The sequence below is a fragment of the Kitasatospora sp. NPDC059795 genome, assembly GCF_042732175.1.
Lineage (GTDB): Bacteria > Actinomycetota > Actinomycetes > Streptomycetales > Streptomycetaceae > Kitasatospora.
Window position 1 is genome coordinate 150,329 of sequence record NZ_JBHWID010000006.1, and the last position, 15,588, is coordinate 165,916.

Genomic DNA, 15,588 nt, shown 5'->3' on the forward strand with positions numbered 1-15,588 from the left:
GAGAGCCGTTCGACCATGGCGCCCCGGAACGGCGCCTCCGCGGAAGCGCTGAGCACCGTGATGTCCGGCTCCAGCGCCGCTCAAGTCGTCTGTCGGAACATGCTCATGTGACTGATAACGCCTCGGAATCGAAGCCTCCCTCCCGCCGCACCGTGCTGCAGGGCGCCACGGCGACAGGCGTCACCGCGATCGTCGGTGTCACCGCCACGTCCTGCGCGCCCACCACGCACTACACCCCCGGCGCCGTGCCCACGGAACCGGTCTCGCTCGGCAAGCCCAGTGACGTGCCGGTCGGCGGCGGAAAGATCTACGCCGACCAGAAGGTCGTCGTCACCCAGCCCAAGAGCGGCGAGTTCCGCGCCTTCAGCGCGATCTGCACGCACCACGGCTGCCTGGTGACGAAGGTGAAGAAGGGCGCGATCCACTGCCCGTGCCACGACACCGACTTCGACATCGCCGACGGCTCGGTGAAGCACGGACCCGCCAAGGATCCGCTGCCCGAACTCAAGCTCACCATCGACGGCGACAAGATGACGGCAGAGTCCAAGTAGCCGAACTCCCCACAGGCCGACCGGCGTCGGCCCGGACCTCACCCCCGTGGTCCGGGCCGGCGCCGCGTCGTTGTGGGCGGCCTCCGGTCGGGCCGGCGGGTCGTCCTGCTCGCCGCGGGCCGGGCCGCCGGGCCGTCCTGCTCGCCGTGGGCCGGCCGTCGCGCTGTCGCGGGCCGGTGCCGGTGTGGGCGAGAACCGCGGGCGGAACGACCCGGCGGGAAGCGGGCCGGTGATACGCGGGTGGACATTGCCCCCACCGCGGGCCCGAAACGGCGCCGCTCCGGCAGCAGGACACCGGGCGGGGCAACCCCGCTGCGGGGCAAGGCCGTTGATACCGGAGCTCGCACGTCTTCGGCCCGGCGGGAAATCCGGAAAATCCCCGCGGAATATCATGTGCGAAGCCGAGAGAATACCCGCAGGCAGGGCGGATTCCGCGGCAGATCGACGGCGAACGGGCATCGTCGAAAATCGAACCGGGCCGCCGCAGTCCGATCGCCGCAGGCGCGGGCCGTCTCTTCGCATGCGTGGTATCGCCGATCGCTTCGCGGACGGCGGGCAACCCGTTGTTGCGGCACGGCGTGATTGCGCTCGACTGCCGGTGTCCACCCCGCTGCAAGCGCCTTTCCCGCCCGGTCGGGCGCCGGCCGGTTCCTCCCGCCGAACGTCAGCCCGCCATGGGCGGGTTGAGGCGGGCGAAGCCCTCCTGGCGGCGGTAGGGGAAGTAGGGGTACGGCGCGTCGCGGGTGCTCACCGCGTCGAGCCGGGCCACCTGCTCGGGCGTCAGCTCCCAGCCGACCGCGCCGAGGTTCTGCCGGAGCTGTTCTTCGTTGCGGGCGCCGATGATCACCGAGGAGACGGTGGGCCGGCGCAGCAGCCAGTTGATCGCGATCTGCGGGACGGTGCGGCCGGTCTCCTCGGCGAGCGCGTCCAGCACGTCCACCACGTCGTACAGCAGCTCCTCGTCCACCGGCGGGCCGTAGTCCGCGGTGGCGTGCAGGCGGCTGTCGGCGGGGAGCGGGGCGCCGCGGCGGATCCGGCCGGTGAGGCGGCCCCAGCCGAGCGGGCTCCACACCAGCGCGCCGACGCCCTGGTCCCGGCCGAGCGGCATCAGCTCCCACTCGTAGTCCCGGCCGATCAGGGAGTAGTAGACCTGGTGGGCGACGTAGCGGGTGCGGCCGTGCCGGTCGGCGGCGTCCAGTGACTTCATCAACTCCCAGCCCGCGAAGTTGGAGACGCCGGTGTAGCGGATCTTCCCGGCGCGCACCAGGTCGTCCAGGGTGGCCAGCACCTCCTCGACCGGGGTGCCGGCGTCGAAGGCGTGCAGCTGGAACAGGTCGATGTGGTCGGTGCCGAGCCGGCGCAGCGCGGCGTCCACGGCGGTGGTGAGCCGGGCCCGGGAGGTGCCGGCGTCCAGCGGGCCGTCGCTGGTGGGCAGGCCGGCCTTGGTGGAGATCAGGACCTGGTCGCGGCGGCCCTTGATCGCCTGGCCGAGGACCTCCTCCGACGCGCCGTCGGAGTAGACGTCGGCGGAGTCGAACATGGTCAGCCCCGCGTCGATCGCGATGTCGAGCAGGCGGCGGGCCTCCCGGGCATCGGTGGCGCCCCAGTTGGCGAACAGCGGGCCGCGGCCGCCGAAGGTGCCGGTGCCCAGCGAGAGGGCGGGGACGACGAGGCCGGATGCGCCGAGGCGGCGGTACTCCATGACAGGTGCTCCTTCACTAACGGGACTGCGGTGCCGTTAAGATGGGGAGACCGTAACACGCCGGGCCGCGCTAATGGAACAGGAGTCCCGTTAATGACATCATCGACCCCCGCCGGCATGCAGAGGCCGGGCGGCCGCACCGCCCGGGTCCGGGCCGCCGTGCTGCGCGCCGCCGAGGACGCGCTCGTCGAGGTCGGGTTCGCCGGGTTCGACCTCGGCGACGTCGCCCGGCGCGCCGAGGTCGGGCGCACCACCGTCTACCGGCGCTGGGGAACCGTCGGCGCGCTGCTCGCCGACGTGCTCACCGGCATGGCGGAGCAGTCGCTGCCGCGCGCCCGCACCGGATCGCTGCACGGGGACCTGCGCGCCAACGCCCGCCTCGTCCGGCGCACCCTGGCCGATCCCCGGCAGGGCGCGCTCTTCCGGGCCGTGCTGGTCGCCGCCGCCGGCGACCCGGCCGCCGCCGAGGCGCTGCACCGCTTCTACCGGGTCCGGGTGGCGGAGTGGGCCCCCTGCGTGACCGAGGCCGTCGAACGCGGCGAGGTGCCGGCCGGCACCGACCCGGAGGAGGTCGTCCGCGCCGTCTCCGCGCCGCTCTACTACCGGATGCTCACCACGGCCGAACCGCTGGACGAGGCCGCCGCCGACCGGGCCGCTGCCGCCGCCGAAGCCGCCGCCAGGGCGGGCGCCTTCCGCGTCGGCTGACCCGATACGCGGTCAACTCCGTTTGTGTCAAAGGGATTTGACCGATGTTGTGGCGGCCCTGTGCCGCGGCTGTACCGCCGCTGTGCCGCCGCTGTACCGCCGTGTCGACGTTTCATGAAGTTCTCATCGACGGGGAGTGGAAGGGCGGTCGCCGGGACAAGGATCGAGGCAACCCCGATCGTCCCGATGATCCCTGGAGGACCACGTGCGCAAGAGGTTGATCGTTTCTGCTGCCAGTGCCCTGAGCCTGTTCCTGGCCGTCCCCGCCTCGGCCTCCGGCTTCCAGCCGGGTGCGGACGGCGTGGGAGACCCGTACCTCCCCACCGCGGGCAACGGTGGGTACCGCGTCTCGCACTACGACATCCGGCTGAAGTACCAGCCCGCCACCGACGAGCTGGAGGGCACCACGACCATCCTGGCCACGACCACCGAGAACCTCTCCCGGTTCAACCTCGACTTCGTGCTGAAGGTCTCCGAGGTCCTGGTCAACGGGCGGCCCGCGACCTTCGCCACCAGCGGCGACCAGGAGTTGGAGATCACCCCGGCCCGGCCGCTGCCCAAGGGGACCCCGGTCACCGTGGTGGTGCGCTACAAGGACGTGCCGTCGGCCGCGACGTTGTACGACTACAGCGCCTGGCACCGCACCCCAGACGGCGGGGTGGTGTCCGGTGAGCCCTACGGCTCCACCTGGTGGTTCCCCAACAACGACCACCCGAGCAACAAGGCGACCTACGACGTCTCGGTGATGGTGCCGAACGGCACCCAGGTGGTCAGCAACGGCGTGCTGACCAGTGCCACGTCGCAGGCGGGCTGGACACGGTTCAACTGGCGCGAGAACAAGCCGCAGGCCACCTACCTGACGACCCTGGCGATCGGGAAGTTCGACGTCACCCAGGACACCTCGTCCAAGGGGGTGCCGATCTACAACGCCTACAGCAAGGACCTCGGGGAGGACGCGGCCGCGGCCCGGGCGAGCGTGGAGCGCACCGGCGAGCTGGTGGACTGGCTGAGCGACTACTTCGGCGCGTACCCGTTCAGCTCGGTCGGCGGCCTGGTGCCCAACATCCCGTCCAGCGGCGCCCTGGAGACCCAGACCCGGATCGTCTACGGCCCCGGCCTGTTCGCGGACGGCTCCAACACCTCGGTCGTCGTGCACGAGCTGGCCCACCAGTGGTACGGCGACAGCGTCTCGCTCTCCCGCTGGAGCGACATCTGGCTGAACGAGGGCTTCGCCGAGTACGCGCAGTTCCTCTGGTCCGAGCACGAGAACGAGGGCACCGCACAGGAGCTGGCCGACTACGCCTACGCCCGCTACCCGGCCGACCACGTGTTCTGGACCGTCAAGCCGGGCGACCCGGGGGTCGATCACCTCTTCGCCTGGCCGGTCTACCTGCGCGGCGCGATGGCCCTCCAGGCGCTGCGCAACACCGTCGGGGACGAGACGTTCTTCCGCATCCTGAAGGGCTGGCCCACCGAGCGCCGGTACGGCAACGCCACCGTCCAGGACTTCCAGGCGTTCGCGGAGCGGCTCTCCGGCCGGAGCCTCGCCGACGTGTTCACCACCTGGCTGTTCACCCTCGGCAAGCCCGCCGTCGGCCCGGTGCCGAACGCCGCCGCGGCTGCGGCGGCGACCGCGCGCCCGAGTGAGGGGGCGCTGCCGGCGGAACCGAAGTCCTGGAAGAAGATCCAGGACGCCAGCTCCGTTCACGCCGACCGGAAGTGACGTCCACACCCCCGGGCGCGGGCCCCGCGCCCGGGGGCGGTGCGGCGGGTCGTCAGGCGCCGGTGGGCGTGACCACGCAGTGGTCGGCGGAGACCTCTTCGAGGTACTTCTCCGCGAGACACTGCCGTTGCTGTCGGGGTTGAGCGTGTCCGGTGGCATCGAGCGCTGGGTGAACGGCGTGCCGGGGTCGGAGATGTAGCCGCCCTTGAGCTCGCCGAAACGGTCCAGCTTGGTGCCGACCGGGACGGTCCACCTGGTCTGGTCGACCTTGCCGTCGAGCCGCTGAAAGCCGCGGTCGGCAGGGTACTCCCAGTCGCCGGTGTCCGCCTTGGCGTACAGCTTTACGAAGTTGGTGGCACTCAGCCCGCTGCGGGGATGCCGCCGGAGGCCCTGTCGGATCACCCGGGTGGGGTAGTGGGCGTAACCCCGGGGGGTGGGGGTCGTTGGTCCGCCGAGTTGCCACCGTTTGTCACCGCTTGCCGACGAGAGAACGGGAGAATGCCGACCTCATGACGACCGCTGTCCGCGGCACCCTGCTGGCCGCCGCTCCGTTGCTCTCACTGGTGCCGTTGATGGCCGACGCCTATGCCCGTACCGGTTCCGACGCGCCGACGACCGATGCCACGTGCGTGTTCAACGGGCACGGGACGTTCGCCGATGCCGTGGAGCCGGGGGGTGTCAGGGTGCCGGTGGCCGACACCTTGGTCGTGACCGGGACGGTGAGCTGCGTGGACCAGGGCGGTGCGCCGGTGGCGTCCGGGAAGTTCGCGCGGACGGTGACGGTGCCGGCGGCGCGGTGCACGGGGGACGAACACGGCGACACCTCCAGCACGACCGTGTACTGGAGCGACACCGCCATCTCCACGTTCGAACTCGACCGGACCGAGGTGGTGAAGGTGAACGGCACCGCCTCACTGGACGTCAGCGGTCATGTCGCCGCGAACAGCGCGCGCTTCGCCGACGACACCGTCCGGGGCCTGGGGACCAGCACCGGCGCCGGCTGCGGGACGTCGGCGGGCGAGCGCGCCGTCGACTCGACGCTCGTGCTCCGCTTCGGCCGCTGAGCCGAGCTGAGCCGAGCTGAGCCGAGCCGAGCCGAGCTGAGCCGAGCCGAGCCGAGCTGAGCGGCGCTGAGCCGAGCGGTGCTGAGCCGAGCGGCGCTGCCGGGCCGCCCGGTCGGGCGGGGTCGGAGGTGGTTAGGGTCGGGGTATGAGTGCTCGCTACCTGCTTCCGTACCCGCCCGAGGAGATCGGGGGTCTGCCCGACGGGCTCGACGCCGTGGTGTGGGACGGGGGTGGGCCGGCGCCGTCGGACGAGGCGGTGCGGGCGGTGGAGTTCTTCTGCCTGCCGTACCTGCGGCATGCCGTCGCGCTTCCGGTGATCGGGCGGCTGCCGGCGTTGAAGGTGGTGCAGACGCTGACGGCGGGGATGGACGATGTGCTGCCGCACGTGCCGGACGGGGTCGTCGCGTGCAATGCGCGCGGGCTGCACGACGCCAGTACGGCCGAGCTGGCGGTGACGTTGATCCTCGCCTCGCTGCGTGGCGTGCCGCAGTTCGTGCGCCGTCAGGACCAGGGGCTCTGGAGGCAGGAGTTCCACCGGTCGCTGGCCGACCGGACGGTGCTCATCCTCGGCTACGGCTCGATCGGGCGGGCGCTCGCCGCGCGGTTGGAGCCGTTCGAGTGCGAGGTCGTGAAGGTCGCGCGGCGCGCCCGGCCCGAGGAACGGGTGCACGGGGTGGGGGAGTTGGCGGAGCTGCTGCCGGCCGCGGACGTCGTGGTGCTGCTGACGCCGCTGACCCCGGAGAGCCGTCATCTGGTGGACGCCGGGTTCCTGGCACGGATGAAGGACGACGCGCTGCTGGTCAACGTCGCCCGGGGGCCGGTCGTCGACACCGCGGCGCTGCTGGCGGAACTCTCCGCGGAGCGGCTGCGGGCGGCGCTCGACGTCACGGACCCGGAGCCGCTGCCCGCCGACCACCCGCTCTGGCGCGCGCCGGGGGTGCTGATCACCCCGCACGTCGGCGGCCCGAGCAGTGCGTTCCTGCCGCGGGCCAAGCGGGTGCTGCGCGAGCAGATCCGGCGCTTCGAGAAGGGCGAGCCGCTCGCCGACGGACGCTGACCCGCGCGGTCTCCGCACGAACCGTCCGGGTGATGCCGGGTGATGCCGGGCGCGCCGAAATCGGCGTACTGGTGCGTAAGTTGTGTTGACGCGGGGGTCGGGCTGGGCAACACTTGCTGGCGGTCGTGTCATGTGCGCGACCACGGCAGATTCGGTCAACCGCACGGCGCCCGGTCACCGGATGGTTGCGGTGACCTGCCCCGCGCTCTTGTCAGGAGGACCCTCCATGGAAGCTCCTACCCTGCAAGCGTCGCCGGCCGGCACCCTCGTCCTCGACGAGGCGTTCGACCTGGTGATCGGCGAACTGGAGCAGCTCGCCCCGGAGTACGCGCCGAGTGCCACGACCTGTGGCCTGCACCTCTACTGCGTTCTGCAGTAGGCGTTCTCCGGGTTCGCCTTCTCTCGAAACAGCCCCCCCGCGCAGCGTCGGGAGCCGAATCCGTTCGGCCCCCGACCGTCGCCGCGCCACTTCTACCGACAGGGGAAACATCGATGGAGACTACGACCGCGCAGCCGCCGCAGGGCGACACCCTCGTCGCCGACGCGGAGTTCGACCTGGTGATCGGTGAGCTGGAGCAGGGCGCGCCGGCCCACCAGCAGTCCACCTGGCCGACCTGCACCCGGATCTACTGCTCCCCCGACTTCTGAGTCGAGGCAGCTGGGCAGCGACGCAGCATCACGCCGCCGCGCGGTGCCGGCCCGGCCGGCCGCGCGGCGGCGTGCATCGACCACCTGACGAGGGGCTGAATGGAACTGCGCGACTTCGGCGGCGCCACCCGCGCGCCCGAACTCCCGTCCGGTACGCGGCGGTTGATGGAGGCGCTGGCCGAGGGTCGGGTGGGCCGGGCGTTCCCGCCGGTGGTCGTCCCCGGGCCGGACGGCACGCTCGCCGTCGACCGCATGCTGGGTGGCCCGTCCGACGCGCGGGCCCTCGCGCATGCGCTGGCCGACGGGCGGTTCGCGCCGCTGCACGAGGTGCTGCGGCGGATCGAGGACTGGTCCGCGGGCGTCGAGGTCGACGCCCGGCAGGTCGATCCAAAGGTGCTGCGGCTGGAGAACGCCGACCTGTTCGGGCCGCTGCTCACCGAGGTGCTGGAGACCTGCGCGGACGGACGGCCCGAGTGCGCCGCGGCCTTCGCGGCCCGGCGGGTGGGCCAGTTCCTGGGCTCGCTGATGCTGTTCCTGGAACGGCTGGCCCGCGACCGGCCCTCCGAGCACCCGGTCACCGGCCTGTGGGCGAGCGGCGAGGAGACCCACAACGGCGGACAGCGGGTGCTGCGCGTCGACTTCGCCGACGGCTCGCGGCTCGCGTACAAGCCGCGACCGGCCACCGGCGAGACGCTGTTCCTGAACGTCGAGGACTCGGTGTTCGCCCTGCTCGACGCGCTGCCCCCGGCGTCCGGCCCGATCCGGCTGCCGACCCTGCGGAGCCGGCCGGGCAGCGGCCCGGACCGGGCCTGCTACTCCTGGCAGGAGTGGATCGAGCCACCGGACGCGTGGGGCGTGCTGCGCGCCGACGGCGGGACGGTCATGCGCGGCGCCGTCCTCGAACCCGGGTCGGCGGCCCGCTACTGGCACCGCGCGGGGTCGCTGGCCGCCGCCGCGTTCGCGTTCGGGATCACCGACCTGATCGACGGCAACGTGCTGATCGGTCAGCGCCCGGAGGACGGCGAACCGCTGCCGTTCCCGGTCGACCTGGAGGCGTACTTCGCCGACCCGAAGCGCCTGTTCGAGACCGGGCTGCTGTTCGACCCCGCAGTCTCCACGCACCACCACGCCGGGCTGGAGAACATCGCGCGCTGGTGCGAACCGGACGGCCCCGCGACCTGCTGGCGCACCCGGCCGGACGGCTCGCTGCGACTGGAACGCCGGACCCGGTCGCTGACCCGGACCGCGACCCGCACGGTGGTCGGCGACACCGAGGGCCGCACCGGGTACGGCCCGCACCTGACCGCCATGCTGCGCGGCATGTTCGACGCCTGGACGCTGATGTGCCGCAACCGCGCCCGGATCGCCGAGTTCCTCGCGGAACGGGCCGCCGGACACGTGCTGCGAGTGATCGCCCGCCCGACGGCCGAGTACCCGGACGGCGGCGAAGTCCCTTTCACCACCGGCGAGTCGGAGCAGCTCGGCCGCGGCGACGTGCCGTACTTCTTCCGCACGGCCGACGGCGGTCCGCTGCTCGCGATGCGGATGCCGCCCGGCCGCGAACTGCGCACCGAACCGGCCGACGCCCCGACGCGGGGCGAGGGAGCCCTGCCGCCCGTCGCCGCCGTCCGCGAAGGCGGGAAACTGGACCTCGCCGGCCTCGGCATCGCCCTGCGCGACGCCGTCGAACACGTCCACGGCGACCTCGATCCGCAGCGGACCGAACTGCACGACCCCGACCGCGGGGTGCGGCTCGTGCTGCGCGGCCCGCGCGAGGGCGAAGCGTCCTTCGACTGGCCGGCGGCCTCCCGCCGCATCACCTACCGCTGGAACGAGACGACGCTGCGGCTGCACATCGACCCGCTCGGCGACCCGCACGCCGACGAGATCCGCGACCGGCTGCTCCGGCTGGGCCGGCTCGACGCCTCACTGCGCACCCCCTGGGCCGCCGGGGGCTTCACCGACCCCGAGCTGGAGGCGAAACTCGACCGGCTGACCGGCACCGGGATCGCCTGGCTGCGCGGCGTGGTCGCCGAACACGGCTGGCCCGGCCGGAGCCTGGTCGGCGCGGAGGCCGCCGCGGCGGCGAGCGCCCTGCTCCAGCACCACACCGGCGACCTCGTGTTCCTGCGCGCCTGCCTCACCCTGATCGAGGCCGCGGCCGAACGCGGCGACATGCTCCGCAGCGACGTCGCCTACCTCACCGACTCGCTGCGCCGGGCCGAGGGCGGCCGCCAGCTGTACGGCACCAAGTTCGAACGGGCGCCGGGCGGCGAACTGCGGCCCTGCCCGATCGAGGACGCGGACCGGGTGGACGAGCGCCGCGCCGCCGCCGGCCTCGGCCCGCTCGCCGACTACGCCGCCCTGCTCGCCGCGAAGTACCCGGCGCCCGAGCCCGAAGGAGCCCGGGCGTGACCGCCGCCGCCGACCGGACCGGACCGGCCCTGGCCCGCGTCTGGGGCAAGGAACCCGCCCTGCTCCCGGCGGCCGCCCCGGCGGACCCGGCGCACCTGCACCGCACGATCGTCGCCGCCTGCGAGCCGTTCCGGGCCGGCACGGTGTTCCGGGCCCTGCCGCAGGTCCGCCTGCAGACCCCGTTCGGCTGGCTCGGCGCGCCCGGCCGGCTGCTGCCCGACGCCGCCGAGAGCGCGGCCGACCACCGGGCCAGGCTGCGCCGCGAACCGCCCGGCAGCGGGACGGACGCCGGCTACCTGCTGAGCGTCCGTCAAGGCCTGCACCTCGACGCGGCGCTGTGGTCGGCGGTCCGCGACGCCCTGGCCGAACTCTGGCGGCACGTCGGCCGACCGTGCCTGCCGGTCGAGGCCGAGCTGACCGAGGGGGACGACTTCACCCGCGTCCGGGGCCTCGCCGCCCCCTCCGGACACGCCGTGCTGACCTGGGTGACGGCCGGCGTCCTGGAGGCCGAACTGCACGGGGAGGACAGGGAGTTGCGCGTCCTGCGGGCCACCGCGGGCGAACTGCTGTACTGGCCGGAGGGCACCCGCTGGCGCGAGCGCCACCTCGACGGCTGCCTGACGCTGCGGATCTCCGTCCCCCGCGCGCAGCACCTGGCGACCGGCGCCGTCAAGGACCTGCTGGCCGAGGAGGTCCGGGGCCGGCTGGCGTACGACGGCACGGTGCCGCACCTGCCCTGGCCGCCGCCCGCCGACCGGCCGCCCGGCCCGGCCGCGCCGGTGAGCGCCGTCGGCGAGGCGATCCGCGCAGCCGCCGGGGGCGAGGAACTGGCCGCCGCCCTGCGCGTCCGGTGGGCGGCCTGGTGCTCCTCGGCCGGGCTGGACCCGGTGCCCGAGCCGCGCGCCGACGTCCCCCTCGCGCCCGGGCAGCGGCTGCGGGTGGTGAGCGACATCGTCCGGGTGCCGGACGGGCCCGGCCGGTGGATCTGGGCCGTCAACGGGCACGCCTTCCCGATCGGCGGGGCCGCCGGGGAACGGATCGCCCGACAGCTGGAGCCCGGCCGCGAACCGACGGTCGGCGAACTGTGCCGGGCGGTCGGCGCCGATCAGCACAACGGCGCCGTGACCGCCCTGCTGCGCACGCTCCACCGGCTGCGCGGGATCGACCTGACGGACGGCGGGAGGACGGACGGATGACCACCACACCCGTGAGCGACCTGGACGTCGTCCGGGGCCCGCTCGACTGGGACGAGTTCGCCGCACGCCACTGGGACCGGCGCCCGGTGCTGATCAAGGCCGTCCGCCCGGCGCCGTTCGAGCTGCCCGAGGTCTTCGCCGCCGCCACCCTCGCCACCCGTCCGGCCGGCCCGTACCTGCTGCCGCCGAACGCCCAGTTCGCCGTCGGACGCTTCCAGCAGACCGAGCCCGCCGACTGGTTCCCGCGCGCCGAGGACGGCGCCTTCGACGGCTACCGGCGGCGGCTGGACGGCGAGTTGGCGGCCTTCTCGGCGGAGCGGCGGTACGCGCTGGTCGTGCACGCCTTCCACGCCTTCCACGCCGGGCAGTGGGAACGCCAGCGGGCGTTCCTCGAACCGCTGTGGGAGCGCGCCGGGCTGCCGCTGTCGGGGGCGATCACCACGCTCTTCCACGGCAACTACGAGCACACCCCGGTCGGCGTCCACCAGGACCGCTTCGCCACCTTCATGTTCGCCGTCGAAGGCCGCAAGCGGATGCGGTTCTGGCGCCGCCGCCCGTGGACCGAGCCGGTGACCACCAAGCTGGACTACCGGGCCCACCTGGCCGACTCGTTCACCGCCGAGCCGGAGCCAGGCGACCTGCTGTACTGGCCCGCGGACTACTACCACGTCGGCGAGAGCGTCGACGGCCGCGCCGCGACCAGCGTCAACGTCGGCGTGCCGCGCGGCGAGCACCGCGCGGTCTACGACGTGGAGGACCTGCTGCTGGGCAGATCCCCGGACGCGATGGTCGACCCGGACGCCGCCCTGGTGCGGCTGCCCGCCGCCACCGCGCCGCTGTCGGCGCCCGAACCGCCGGCGGACGGCGCGCTGCCCGAAGCGCTGGAGCAGACCCTGCGCGTCTTCCGCGGGTACCTCGACCCCGACCGGATGCGCGAGCAGGTCGCCGCCGCCTCGCTCGCCACCTGGAGCGCATCCGGCCTCTGCCCCGCCCCGCCGCCCGGGACGCCCCGCCCGCTGGCCGACACCACGACGGTCCGGGCCCGCGCCCGGGTGCTGTACGAGCCGCTCGGCACCGCCCTGCTGTGCGCCGCCAACGGGCACGTGCTGCGCAGCCCGCTGACGCGACAGCAGGCGGAACCGCTCCTGCACCGCCTCGCCGCACGGACGCCCGTCCCCGTCGGCGAGCTACTGGCAGGCCTGCCGCCGTCCGCCCGCGAGGACGGCCGCAACCTGCTGGAGACGCTGGAGTCCTTCCGTGCACTGACCCGCGACCGGTGAGCGGGCGCCGGCCCCTCGCGAGCAGCCCGTGAGGGGCCGCCCGCGGGGGGAGGCGGTCAGCCCTTGATCGCGCCGGCGGTGAGGCCGGAGGCGAGGCGGCGGTGGACGGCGAGGAAGAACAGGACGACGGGGAGGGCGGTCAGGGTGGCGCCGGCCATCAGGCCGCCGTAGTCGGTGCCGAAGCTGGTCTGGAAGGAGACCAGCCAGATGCTGACGGTCTGTTTGGTCGGGGTGGACAGCAGGATGTAGACGAGGACGTACTCGTTCCAGGCCTGGACGAGGGCGAACACGGAGGTGGCGACGATGCCGGGGGCGAGCAGCGGGAGGACCACCCGGCGGAAGGCGCCGAGGCGGGTGCAGCCGTCGATCATGGCGGCCTCCTCCAGTTCGACGGGGATGCCGGCGATGAAGCCGCGGAGCATCCAGACGGTGAAGGGCAGGGTGAAGACCAGGTAGGTGAGGACGACGCCGACCAGGCTGTCGGTCATGCCGGCGTCGTTCAGGAGCAGGTAGAGCGGGATGATCAGGGCGGTCAGCGGGACGGTCTGGACGATCAGGATCACCACCACGAAGGCCTTCCGGCCGACGAAGCGGAACCGTGCCAGGGCGAAGGCGGCGAGCGCGCCGACCACCAGGGACAGCACGACGGTGCCGAGCCCGATGACCGCGCTGGAGCGGACGTTCGCCCAGAAGGTCTCGCTGTGCAGGGCGCGGGAGAAGTTGCCGAGGGTGGGTCGGCCGGGCCAGAACTCCGGTGGCACGCTGAGGATTTCGGTGGCCGGGCGGAAGGCCGTGAGCACCATCCAGTAGACCGGGAAGCCGATCACCGCGGCGACCAGCAGCCCCAGCAGGTCGTGGCCCGGCGAGCGCTGTCGTCTCATTCGACCTCTCCCGTCCGGAACATCTGACGCAGGTGGACCACCGATCCGGCGAGCAGCAGCACGACCGTCACCAGGGCGATCGCGGCGCCGACGCTGTACCGGTTCACGGCGAAGGACTCGATGAAGGAGTAGACGCCCAGCAGGTAGTACTCCCGTTCGGGCTGGCCGCCGCGCATCATCCAGACCTGGTTGAAGACCCCGAAGTCCCAGATCGCCGACAGCGTGGTGACCATGACGAGCACCGGCCTGATCGTCGGCAGCGTGATGTGCCGCATGATCTGGAACGGCCGGGCCCCGTCGAGGACCGCCGACTCCTCCAGTTCGGGCGGGACTTGGGCGAGGGCGGCCCGCAGGGTGATGGCGGCGAACGGCAGCGAGCCCCACACCACGACGGCGACGATCACGGCGAAGCCCTGCCAGGGGTCGGTGAACCAGTTGTGGCGGGACATGTCGACGCCCGGCAGCCGGGAGAGCAGCCAGTTCACCACGCCGTAGTCCGCGTCGAAGAGCCAGCGGAAGATCGACGAGGCGACCATGACGGGCATCGCCCAGACGGTGACCAGCATGCCGGCGATGGTGGCGCGCACCCACGGCGAGACGCGGTGCATCAGCTGCGCGGTGAACAGCCCGCAGAGCACGGTGAGGGCGACGCACACGGCGGTGAAGACCACCGTGCGCGCCACCACCGTCCAGAAGAACCCGTCGCCGAGGATCCTGCGGAACTGGTCCAGCCCGGCCCACGGCGGCGAGGAGCCGCTGAACAGCTGCTCGCGGGTCATGTCCTGGAAGGCGAGCACGACCATGTCGACCAGCGGGTAGCCGAGGACGAGGACGAGCGCCAGGACGGTGGGGCCGATCAGCAGGTAGGGCAGCAGGTAGGGCAGCAGGCGGTGCCGGCGCCGCCCGCGCCGGTCAGCGCTCATTGATCACTTCGTCGATCCGCTTGTCGGCCTCCGCGGTGGCGTCCTGCACCGAGGCCTTGCCGTTGGCGATCCGCTCCAGCATCTCGGGCAGCACGTTGGACTTCTCCACCGAGGTCCAGCCCGGCGCGAACGGGGTCATCCAGCCGCCGGTGGCGGCGGCCCGGGCGGCCGGGCCGTTGATGCCGCCGGCGGCGACCTCGGCCAGCTGGGCGGTGTTGTTGGGCAGGGTGTTGGCGGCGATCAGCGCCTGCTGCGACTGCCGGTCGGTGAACAACTTGATCCAGTCGGCGGCGAGTTGCTTGCGCGCCGACTTGGCGGGCACGGCCAGCGTGGAGCCGCCGAGGAACGGCGGCAGGAGCTTCCCGGACGGGCCGGGGAACGGGAAGGTGGCGAACGTGTCCTTCAGCTTCGGGTCGCCGCCGGAGAGCGGGTCGGCGGCGGAGTCGGCCTCCCAGGTGTTGCCGTAGAAGACGCCCACCCGGCCCTGGGCGACGACGCCGGGCTGGTCGCCGTTGTCCTTGGCGCGGTCGCCGACGTAGTAGGTGTCGATCAGACGCTTCCACTCGGTCAGCCCGGCGACGGACTTCGGCGAGGACAGCGACGCCTTCCAGTGGTCGCCGTCCTTCACCGCGATCTCGCCGCCCGCGTCCTTCACGAACGCCATCGCCGCGTACCAGTACCGGCCCGGCAGGTACAGGGCGGAGAAGTTCGGGTCCTTGGCGCCGTACGTGGCCTTCAGCCGGTCCAGCGCGGAGAGCAGCTCCGGGTACGTCTTCGGCGCGCCCGTGACGCCCGCCTCGGCGAAGTAGTCGGTGCGGTAGATGCCGACCCGGGCCCCGACGTAGTACGGCACGCAGTAGGTCTTCCCGTTGGCGCGGCAGGCGTCGGCGAGGGCCGGCAGCCAGGCGTCCGACTGCTCGTACCCGGCCGGGTCGAGGGCGGAGAACGCGCCGTTGACGATGTAGTTGGTGGTCTCGCTGTTGCCCATCTCCACCACGTCGGGCACGTTCTTCCCGGCGAGGACGGCGTCCAGCTTCTGGTTCTTCGTGGTCCACTGCTGGTACTGCACCTCGACCTTGACCCCGGGGTGGGCCTTGGCGAACCGGTCATTGGTGGACTGGACCAATTCCGGCCAACTCTCCTGGGCGTCCACGGCCAGCCACACCGTCAAGGTGCCGCCGGCGTCGGAACCGCCTCCCGGGCCGGAGCTGCATCCGGTGGCGGCCAGGGCCAGGAGTGCCGTGAGTGCGAGGGGGCGGAAGCGCGCGCGAATGGTCATGCGGGTCTCCAAAATCACTGTGGGGGTAGTGATGTGAGTACCCATCAGATCCCTGCTCTTTACAGAGGTCTAGACATTTGGCCGGAAGATTGCGCTGGGCGTCCGCAGCGGTCCGGTCGCACGGTCTCGGCGGAGACGTTGCGCCGGGGCGGTACCGGTTCGGA

Annotated in this window: 14 protein-coding genes and 1 pseudogene; 10 read left to right on the forward strand and 5 right to left on the reverse strand. The window is 72.8% G+C overall.

Going from position 1 to position 15,588, the window contains the following annotated elements; all coding sequences use genetic code 11:
• The first annotated feature begins 107 nt into the window (after positions 1–107).
• On the forward strand, positions 108–551 hold the full coding sequence (locus tag ACFV4P_RS14705) for a Rieske (2Fe-2S) protein (RefSeq protein WP_073812868.1): 444 nt from the start codon (positions 108–110) through the stop codon (positions 549–551).
• A gap of 664 nt (positions 552–1,215) precedes the next feature.
• On the opposite strand, the gene ACFV4P_RS14710 is transcribed toward ACFV4P_RS14705, so the two are convergent.
• On the reverse strand, positions 1,216–2,253 hold the full coding sequence (locus ACFV4P_RS14710) for an aldo/keto reductase (protein ID WP_380470984.1): 1,038 nt from the start codon (positions 2,251–2,253) through the stop codon (positions 1,216–1,218).
• Positions 2,254–2,346: 93 nt separating this feature from the next.
• Between ACFV4P_RS14710 and ACFV4P_RS14715 the strand changes: the two genes are divergently transcribed.
• Entirely contained in the window at positions 2,347–2,958 is a 612-nt protein-coding gene (locus tag ACFV4P_RS14715) for a TetR/AcrR family transcriptional regulator C-terminal ligand-binding domain-containing protein (protein ID WP_380470986.1), read from the forward strand.
• 205 nt (positions 2,959–3,163) lie between these two features.
• Positions 3,164–4,681 (forward strand): M1 family metallopeptidase, encoded by a 1,518-nt coding sequence (locus ACFV4P_RS14720; protein ID WP_380470988.1) that lies wholly within the window; start codon positions 3,164–3,166, stop codon positions 4,679–4,681.
• Between the two features lie 150 nt (positions 4,682–4,831).
• Here ACFV4P_RS14720 and ACFV4P_RS14725 read toward each other — a convergent pair.
• Positions 4,832–5,083 (reverse strand): annotated as a pseudogene (locus tag ACFV4P_RS14725) (glycohydrolase toxin TNT-related protein); the annotation flags it as partial.
• 107 nt (positions 5,084–5,190) lie between these two features.
• Between ACFV4P_RS14725 and ACFV4P_RS14730 the strand changes: the two are divergent.
• The 7 genes from ACFV4P_RS14730 to ACFV4P_RS14760 all read left to right on the forward strand — a co-directional run bounded on the left by ACFV4P_RS14730 (position 5,191) and on the right by ACFV4P_RS14760 (position 12,341).
• Complete coding sequence (locus ACFV4P_RS14730; protein ID WP_380470990.1) at positions 5,191–5,745, forward strand: hypothetical protein; 555 nt, start codon at positions 5,191–5,193, stop codon at positions 5,743–5,745.
• Between the two features lie 145 nt (positions 5,746–5,890).
• Complete coding sequence (locus tag ACFV4P_RS14735; RefSeq protein ID WP_380470992.1) at positions 5,891–6,802, forward strand: 2-hydroxyacid dehydrogenase; 912 nt, start codon at positions 5,891–5,893, stop codon at positions 6,800–6,802.
• Positions 6,803–7,028: 226 nt separating this feature from the next.
• Positions 7,029–7,181: a hypothetical protein gene (locus ACFV4P_RS14740; protein WP_380470994.1), complete on the forward strand. Its 153-nt coding sequence runs from the start codon at positions 7,029–7,031 to the stop codon at positions 7,179–7,181.
• A gap of 113 nt (positions 7,182–7,294) precedes the next feature.
• On the forward strand, positions 7,295–7,450 hold the full coding sequence (locus ACFV4P_RS14745; protein ID WP_380470996.1) for a hypothetical protein: 156 nt from the start codon (positions 7,295–7,297) through the stop codon (positions 7,448–7,450).
• A 99-nt stretch (positions 7,451–7,549) separates the two neighbouring features.
• Positions 7,550–9,865, forward strand: a complete 2,316-nt coding sequence (locus tag ACFV4P_RS14750) for a DUF4135 domain-containing protein (protein ID WP_380470998.1) — start codon at positions 7,550–7,552, stop codon at positions 9,863–9,865.
• A complete protein-coding gene (locus tag ACFV4P_RS14755) occupies positions 9,862–11,061 on the forward strand; it encodes a hypothetical protein (protein WP_380471000.1) in 1,200 nt (399 codons plus the stop codon). The genes ACFV4P_RS14750 and ACFV4P_RS14755 overlap by 4 nt, the downstream gene beginning before the upstream one ends.
• On the forward strand, positions 11,058–12,341 hold the full coding sequence (locus tag ACFV4P_RS14760) for a JmjC domain-containing protein (RefSeq protein WP_380471002.1): 1,284 nt from the start codon (positions 11,058–11,060) through the stop codon (positions 12,339–12,341). The genes ACFV4P_RS14755 and ACFV4P_RS14760 overlap by 4 nt, the downstream gene beginning before the upstream one ends.
• Before the next feature lie 56 nt (positions 12,342–12,397).
• Here the strand turns inward: ACFV4P_RS14760 and ACFV4P_RS14765 are convergent, their stop codons facing one another.
• Genes ACFV4P_RS14765 through ACFV4P_RS14775 form a run of 3 tightly spaced genes read right to left on the reverse strand, consistent with a single transcriptional unit; the run spans position 12,398 to position 15,424 of the window.
• Complete coding sequence (locus ACFV4P_RS14765; RefSeq protein WP_380471004.1) at positions 12,398–13,222, reverse strand: carbohydrate ABC transporter permease; 825 nt, start codon at positions 13,220–13,222, stop codon at positions 12,398–12,400.
• Entirely contained in the window at positions 13,219–14,145 is a 927-nt protein-coding gene (locus ACFV4P_RS14770) for a carbohydrate ABC transporter permease (RefSeq protein WP_380471006.1), read from the reverse strand. Before ACFV4P_RS14770 ends, ACFV4P_RS14765 begins: the two co-directional genes overlap by 4 nt.
• Positions 14,135–15,424: an extracellular solute-binding protein gene (locus ACFV4P_RS14775; protein WP_380471008.1), complete on the reverse strand. Its 1,290-nt coding sequence runs from the start codon at positions 15,422–15,424 to the stop codon at positions 14,135–14,137. The genes ACFV4P_RS14770 and ACFV4P_RS14775 overlap by 11 nt, the downstream gene beginning before the upstream one ends.
• Positions 15,425–15,588: the final 164 nt, after the last annotated feature.

Coding starts and splice junctions, on each gene's coding strand:
- ACFV4P_RS14710 (WP_380470984.1), bottom strand. CDS start 2,253: ATGGAGTACCGCCGCCTCGGCGCATCCGGCCTCGTCGTCCCCGCCCTC.
- ACFV4P_RS14715 (WP_380470986.1), top strand. CDS start 2,347: ATGACATCATCGACCCCCGCCGGCATGCAGAGGCCGGGCGGCCGCACC.
- ACFV4P_RS14730 (WP_380470990.1), top strand. CDS start 5,191: ATGACGACCGCTGTCCGCGGCACCCTGCTGGCCGCCGCTCCGTTGCTC.
- ACFV4P_RS14735 (WP_380470992.1), top strand. CDS start 5,891: ATGAGTGCTCGCTACCTGCTTCCGTACCCGCCCGAGGAGATCGGGGGT.
- ACFV4P_RS14740 (WP_380470994.1), top strand. CDS start 7,029: ATGGAAGCTCCTACCCTGCAAGCGTCGCCGGCCGGCACCCTCGTCCTC.
- ACFV4P_RS14745 (WP_380470996.1), top strand. CDS start 7,295: ATGGAGACTACGACCGCGCAGCCGCCGCAGGGCGACACCCTCGTCGCC.
- ACFV4P_RS14750 (WP_380470998.1), top strand. CDS start 7,550: ATGGAACTGCGCGACTTCGGCGGCGCCACCCGCGCGCCCGAACTCCCG.
- ACFV4P_RS14760 (WP_380471002.1), top strand. CDS start 11,058: ATGACCACCACACCCGTGAGCGACCTGGACGTCGTCCGGGGCCCGCTC.
- ACFV4P_RS14765 (WP_380471004.1), bottom strand. CDS start 13,222: ATGAGACGACAGCGCTCGCCGGGCCACGACCTGCTGGGGCTGCTGGTC.
- ACFV4P_RS14770 (WP_380471006.1), bottom strand. CDS start 14,145: ATGAGCGCTGACCGGCGCGGGCGGCGCCGGCACCGCCTGCTGCCCTAC.
- ACFV4P_RS14775 (WP_380471008.1), bottom strand. CDS start 15,424: ATGACCATTCGCGCGCGCTTCCGCCCCCTCGCACTCACGGCACTCCTG.